Source organism: Bradyrhizobium manausense (genome assembly GCF_001440035.1).
Taxonomy (GTDB): Bacteria; Pseudomonadota; Alphaproteobacteria; order Rhizobiales; family Xanthobacteraceae; genus Bradyrhizobium; species Bradyrhizobium manausense.
This window is the reverse complement of the sequence record NZ_LJYG01000038.1, coordinates 1,563-3,380: the sequence shown is the minus strand read 5'-3', so window position 1 is coordinate 3,380 and position 1,818 is coordinate 1,563. Positions and strand designations below refer to the sequence as shown.

3 protein-coding genes are annotated in these 1,818 nt (G+C 58.6%); all 3 read right to left on the bottom strand.

The window, feature by feature from the left end; all coding sequences use genetic code 11:
* The coding region (locus AOQ71_RS08105; protein ID WP_057742297.1) for a helix-turn-helix domain-containing protein at nucleotides 1-343 on the bottom strand (343 nt) is incomplete at its 3' end.
* Between the two features lie 80 nt (nucleotides 344-423).
* The gene (locus AOQ71_RS49655) at nucleotides 424-978 is read right to left on the bottom strand and encodes an RNA-dependent RNA polymerase family protein (protein ID WP_283809583.1); all 555 of its coding nucleotides are present in this window, start codon (nucleotides 976-978) and stop codon (nucleotides 424-426) included.
* On the bottom strand, nucleotides 975-1,487 hold the full coding sequence (locus tag AOQ71_RS49650; protein ID WP_283809582.1) for a reverse transcriptase domain-containing protein: 513 nt from the start codon (nucleotides 1,485-1,487) through the stop codon (nucleotides 975-977). The genes AOQ71_RS49655 and AOQ71_RS49650 overlap by 4 nt, the downstream gene beginning before the upstream one ends.
* Between the last annotated feature and the right edge of the window lie 331 nt (nucleotides 1,488-1,818).

The following is a 1,818-nucleotide window of genomic DNA, read 5'->3' as shown; positions in this document are numbered from 1 at the left end:
TTTTTTTGAAGCTGAGCCCCTCGGCGTGAACAAAAGTCCACACCGCCCGCACGTCTGTCTTGATCCCCCGTGCGGCCAGCTCCTGCGTCAGCTTGCGCAAGGTGAATGGCCCCGAGCGAATGCGTTTGCGCAGCCAGTCGGCGTTGGCATCCGACAGAACCCGCTTCTTGTGGCCGCCGATCTGGCCGGGCGCCAGGCCTCCGGTATCACGCCTTAGGTTCTTCCACTTCGTCACACACGAGGGGCTGATCTGTAGCGCCTTCGCGATCGAACGAACCGTCTCGCCCGCGTCAGCGCGAGCCAAGGCACGTTCACGGATGTCTTCCGAATAGGGGCGCGTCATCCATGCTGGCCTCCGCACTCCAGCATGGAGCTTGAATCAGAAATCGCCCGCTCTGGGAACCCCGATTCCAGTCAAAAACATCATGCTCTAGGCTTCAGCAACGGTGTCCGTTCTTTGATTTGGTTGAAGGCGTCCCAAGTGAGGCGTCGGCCTGCCCAGCTGCGGCTGCGCAGCATTCCGCGCCAGTAACGCTCCACTGCCCGATAAACTTTTACGAGGCTCCGGAGGTTTCCGGCGACGCCGTAATAGCCATAATGGCCGCGCAGGACGACGTTGATTTCATCGGCCTGGTCACTGATCTTGTGATGCCGTATTCGCCGCATCAGCAGCTGCAGAGACATAAGGCTGCGCTTTAGCCGAGATTTCTCGGTACGCATCCCAGCCTTGAAGTTGCCTCTTTGGTTTCGCGTGCAATAGAGCGTTAGACCCAGAAAGTAGATTGTTTCCGGGCAGTTTCTGCCGCGTTTGCCCGCGTGTCTTTGCGCGAACCGACCAAACTCGACCAACTTGGTCTTGGTCGGCTCTAGAGTGAGGCCGAACTTCCCCAACCGAAGACGCAAGGCCTCCTGTACGCGGATGGCGTCCGATCGATATTGGAAGCAGATCACAAAGTCGTCGATATAGCGCCACTTCACCACGCGTTCGAACCAGAGGTCGAGAACGTAATGAAGGAGAGGTTGCTCAAAAGCACACTGATCGATCCGCCTTGTGGCGTTCCTTGTTCGCTCGGATGCACCGCTCCGTCTTCCAAGACACCCGCTTTCAACCAGCGCCGGATCAAGCTGATCAGGCGCGGATCACCGACTCGATGTTCGACAAACCGGAGGACCCAATCATGATCGAGACTCCCGAAGAAGTTCTTCAAATCCGCCTCCAACACCCAGCTGATCATGCCGCCGGCGATGACCTCATTGAGGGTCGCCAGGGCGTGATGGGCGCTGAGCTTCGGCCTGCCGCCGAACGAGCAGGGCAAGAAGTCCTGCTCGTAGATGGCGGACAACACCTCAGCCGTGCTGCGCTGTAGCGCCCGGTCGGCAACAGTTGGAACCCCGAGGGGGCGCTTCTCCGTCTTACCGGGCTTGGGGATATAGACACGCCGAATGTTCGGCGCGCGATATCCCTGTCGGTGGATGGATTGGAGCATCGGCTCGATCCATCCGTCGAAGCTCCCTCGCCGTCTCCACCGTCTGTCCGTCCACCCCGGCGGCGGAGCGCTTCGGAATCTGTAATAGATTCTTTTGCATTCGATCGCGCGTGATGTGATGGGCCAACGAGGTGAAGCGAAGATTTGGCTCGCGCCAAGCTTTCACTGCTATTTGTTCAAGTTTCGTTTCCATGGTCAGCTGATCTTCTCTTAGAATAGAAGGCCGTGACTCCCGTTGAATGGAGCCCATGTCGCCCAAGAACAATTCAACTACCGCTGACCGCTTCCCCATGTAGTCGGCTCTCCCGACCTCCGAGTGTCGGGTCGGGGG

Coding starts and splice junctions, on each gene's coding strand:
- AOQ71_RS49650 (WP_283809582.1), bottom strand. CDS start 1,487: ATGCTCCAATCCATCCACCGACAGGGATATCGCGCGCCGAACATTCGG.